Origin of the sequence: Flavobacterium aureirubrum (assembly GCF_038739835.1) — a bacterium.
GTDB lineage: Bacteria > Bacteroidota > Bacteroidia > Flavobacteriales > Flavobacteriaceae > Flavobacterium > Flavobacterium aureirubrum.
Genome location: NZ_JBCGDO010000053.1, coordinates 1 through 4,093 on the forward strand (window position 1 = coordinate 1; position 4,093 = coordinate 4,093).

General features: G+C 34.0%; 2 protein-coding genes and 1 pseudogene. All 3 read right to left on the minus strand.

Annotated elements, in window-relative coordinates; genetic code table 11:
* Nucleotides 1-313: 313 nt before the first annotated feature.
* A complete protein-coding gene (locus tag WFZ85_RS15790; RefSeq protein WP_342697218.1) occupies nucleotides 314-871 on the minus strand; it encodes a hypothetical protein in 558 nt (185 codons plus the stop codon).
* A 10-nt stretch (nucleotides 872-881) separates the two neighbouring features.
* Nucleotides 882-3,845, minus strand: coding sequence for an RHS repeat domain-containing protein (locus tag WFZ85_RS15795; protein WP_342697219.1), 2,964 nt, complete (start codon nucleotides 3,843-3,845; stop codon nucleotides 882-884).
* A gap of 147 nt (nucleotides 3,846-3,992) precedes the next feature.
* Nucleotides 3,993-4,093, minus strand: a pseudogene (locus WFZ85_RS15800) (REP-associated tyrosine transposase); the annotation flags it as partial.

Sequence of the window (4,093 nt, forward strand, 5' to 3'; positions counted from 1 at the left end):
ACCAACTGTTGTTATAGTTATAAAAAAAGCTTCTTCTGTAGTTGTAGCTTTGTATTTTGTTGACATTTGTTGTTACTTTTCTCAAAAATAATAAAAAAACTACAAAAATGACATTTGTAGTTTTTCAAATTGTTGTGGGCACGGATTATAAATCCGCGCTATCGGGGTTCAAGTAGAAATCAATTGACTTGGAGCTGAATCCTGCGGATTCAAGCAGAAATCAATTGACTTGGAGCTTGAATCCCGCGGATTCGGGTTTCGCAAAGTCAGGAGACATTTGCGGAGCTTTTCTAAAAACACTTTGTGGAGAACATTACTGAGATCCACAATCTAAATTTGGCGCATTATAATATCCGATCCCTTTATTAGTTATAACTTTTTTATATTTAGTTAATTTATTTTTACAAAAAAAGTAATGAACACTTTTTTCTCTCTCGTCAATTGTATAATCAGCCATTAATACTGTACCATTCTCATCTGATTGGGTCAACTTAAATTTAAAAAAAATGTCAAGTGCATCTTGCGTTAGAGGAATTTCATTGTCCCACCAATAGAAAAGCTTATTGTCAATTTCAATATAGCGAGAGGGTATAAACCCCTTGGTACCAATTTTTGTTTCTTCTTTTAAAAGAATTTTCATATTACTTTTACCAATACTAATGCCTATTATGTTATCACCAATATTTTTTACACTTACAATAAAAACATTATCTTTTTTATAAAGTTTACTTGTATTTGAAAAATCAATTATTGCATTGTTGATTGCACTATTTTTATCTCCGATTCTAATTAGCTTCTCTTTAAAAGAACTACATCCGTTCAAAATATTAAGAAACGGTATTAAGATAGTCAGTAAAATGTATTTGTTCATAAATTAAATTTTAATTATTCTTGTAAACATTTTCTGGATTTGTTATAATCATTCCTTGAACTCCAGGTGGTAAATTAGACCAAACTTTATCATCGTCAGTTGATGGAGTTAATCTAGACTTATCATCGAACTTAGAAAGATGGGTGTGGTAATGAACTCTTAATTGTAAAGACTGCAAAAGATTTTTATCATTAGTAAAACGAGTTGGAACTATTCCTCCCGTTGCACTAGTAGACGTATTTGATTTGTAACTATTAATAGATATATGGTTTATATCAGACTTGCCTTTTTCAGAAAAATATCCTCCTGCTATTTCACGCCCAATATAATTTGAAAATTTTAACGCAAATTCTTCAAATCCTTTAACAGTAGCTTGACCTTTACCACCAACATCAATTAAATTATCATTCTCTTTTAGATTCATACCATCACTAAGAATTCCTTGTTCAATATTATCTATATCAACTTTTGCTTTTCCTTTTTCTGATTTACTAACTAAAAATCCTAAAAATCCTTCTCCTTTTTTCTTTACATTTCCTTTAGAATCGGTTTTTAAAATCCTGTCAGGCTCATCATTTTTATCACCTACTTGAGTAACTTCTCCCGTTTTCTTATTAAATGTAAAATCAGTTAATCCTTTAGGGTCAAATCTTAGAATTGGGCTATTTTGCACAAAATTGTATGGAGTCATCCAATCTCTCTCATCAGCCAGTGGGTCAATATTCATCCAACGTCCAATTGCAGGGTCATAATTTCTTGCACCATAGTCGTACATGTTAAGCCCCAACTCGTCTTGGTACTCTTTTCCGTTGTATTTATACTGATAAACTATTCTACCTATAAGTTGTCTTCCTGTAGTAACACCAGAGTTATAACCACCATTAGGGTCTGGTATGAATCCAAACTGGTCAGTGTTATATTTTTCATGTTTTAATCCAAAGGGATAATAATGACTCTGCTCCAATACTCTCAAAGTACCATTTGTATGTATGGTGTAGCGTAAACGGATGTTGCCCAAATGGTCAGTATAGTTAAACACATAACTATATACGTTGTTGCCATTAACCACGGTATTATTTACATATCCTTCCGCATGAGGGAAAAAATTTAAAGTTGCAGTATTAGCATTAATTTGAGAGTATTGAAATCCACCCAAATAATCAGTAGTAGTCATTTCAGTTGAAGAGGTGTACACTTTCTTTTGCGTCTTTTGGCCATTAGCTGTGTAAAGATATTCAATTCTGGTATTAGTGTTATTATTAAAAATAATTTTTATGGGCAAGTTCAAGTGGTTGTAACTAATACTAGTAATTCCCTTATTTTGGTCTGATATCATATTGCCTAGAGCGTCATAGGCATAATCGTTAACAGGATCCGTCAACCCATCTATGCTATCATCGTCAAAACCCGCAGGATGCCTCGAACCATCAAAAACCTTCATCAATTGGTTGGAAATATTTCCGTTGTATATATAGGCTAAGTTATCTATTTCTATAACCGTGTTTCCACTATCTAAGTCGCCGTTTCTTTGTAAAGTAACTATATTTCCATTCTTATCATAAGATATGCTTTCATTGTAGCTTTGTGGTACAGGAACTGATGTGTTTGGTTTTTGATATACCGCTTTTTTCAATCGGTTCAAATTGTCATAACTATAACCGTAGCGTCTCAAAACATTGTCGGTATTGGTCAACCAAGTAGTTTCGGCTATATTCCCGTTATACAACGGAACTATGGTATTGCCTTCATTATTGGTGATGGTACTGTTGTAATTTATTTTAAAAGCAAATAAATCTTGTGGATTTGTTCCTTCGGATAAACTGGAAGTGTTGTTAATATCCGTCAACCAACCTCTAATGTTATACCTATAATCCACTTTTTGAAGCGGTAGTGCACTCGTGTTTCCTACTTTCTTAGAAAGTAATTGTCCTAGTTCATCATAAGTGTTCTCTGCCAATAGTTGTGGTGTTGCTCCATTAATACTATGGGTGTGTGTTCGCAATCGGTCTTGATCACTGTAGGCAAAGTCATCCCTAACAGTAATTACAGCACTTGCTGCCAATCTTTTGTGGGTGGTTAAAGTATAATTCACCCTACCAGTAATGGGTTCCAGTTGGCTATCCACTTGGGTAAAACCACCCAAATAATTATTGGTAAAGGTTCTCACAGCTCGCCCTTTATTATCATAAAGCATATAGCTCATTTCGGCTTTTATAGGTGTGGTAGTAGATAGTTCTGGTATTCTTGTCCAAGTAATCGTGGGTAATCCTTTTGATTTATTGGTCGTGTCATTATAAAAAACAGGATTTGGCGATATGGATGAAGTAAAGGACATTACAGGATTAAAAGTTAAGTTGGTACTGTAATCGTCATAATAGTTAACGGTCAATACATGATAAGCACTTGTTGGCCAAGCGGTATTGGTATAGCGAAATGCTACGGTATTAATTGTTGAATTACTTGTCGATTTTGTTTCACTCAAAATTGTTGCAGTATTTTGAGAACTTTGCAAAGTGGCTCTACCAGCACTAGTTACAGTGGTTGAGGGTAACCATCCTGTCAAAATAGGTCGATTGAAAGCGTCATATTTAGTAATAATCCAACCTACTATCGGTGTTGCAGGAGGAACAGATTGCATATCTGTGAACGGCGACAATGCAGGTCCAGTAGCAACCACTCGGTCGAGTTTGTCATACACGATAAACTCCCAATCTTTGCCCGGCAATTTCTTTTCTACAAGGCGGTTATAATCGTCATATCTATATTGATAGCATAGACTTTCTAATAGGATTGTAGGAACGTTATTCACAGAGGATACAGGTTGATAAAATTGGGTAGATATTTGAGAGTTAAAAGCTGTCATTGTTTGATTTTGTGGTATTCCTCCGATTTGTTCTACTCTTAATCGGTTATTTTCTATACTCACTTTATATTCATAATATAGATTATTTAATCTTACGTTACCAATTATCATATTTGGTAGATTACACTGCAAAGGTGTATTTTCAATGATAGGATTAGCACTACTATCGATGTAACAACTTGGAGAAAACCCGATAGCGCGGATTTATAATCCGTGCCCATAATCAACTTAAAACAAGCTTCGTGCCTACAATCAACTTCAAAACAAATCTAACAAAACTACTTCCAAATCATTATTTAAACCCGCATAATTTCTAGCTGAACTAAAATAATAATCCTCAGGAAAATCAACTATTTTAT

Bases quoted from the DNA above. Each gene is read 5' to 3' on its own strand.
- WFZ85_RS15790 (WP_342697218.1), bottom strand. From the start codon at position 871: ATGAACAAATACATTTTACTGACTATCTTAATACCGTTTCTTAATATT.
- WFZ85_RS15795 (WP_342697219.1), bottom strand. From the start codon at position 3,845: ATGATAATTGGTAACGTAAGATTAAATAATCTATATTATGAATATAAA.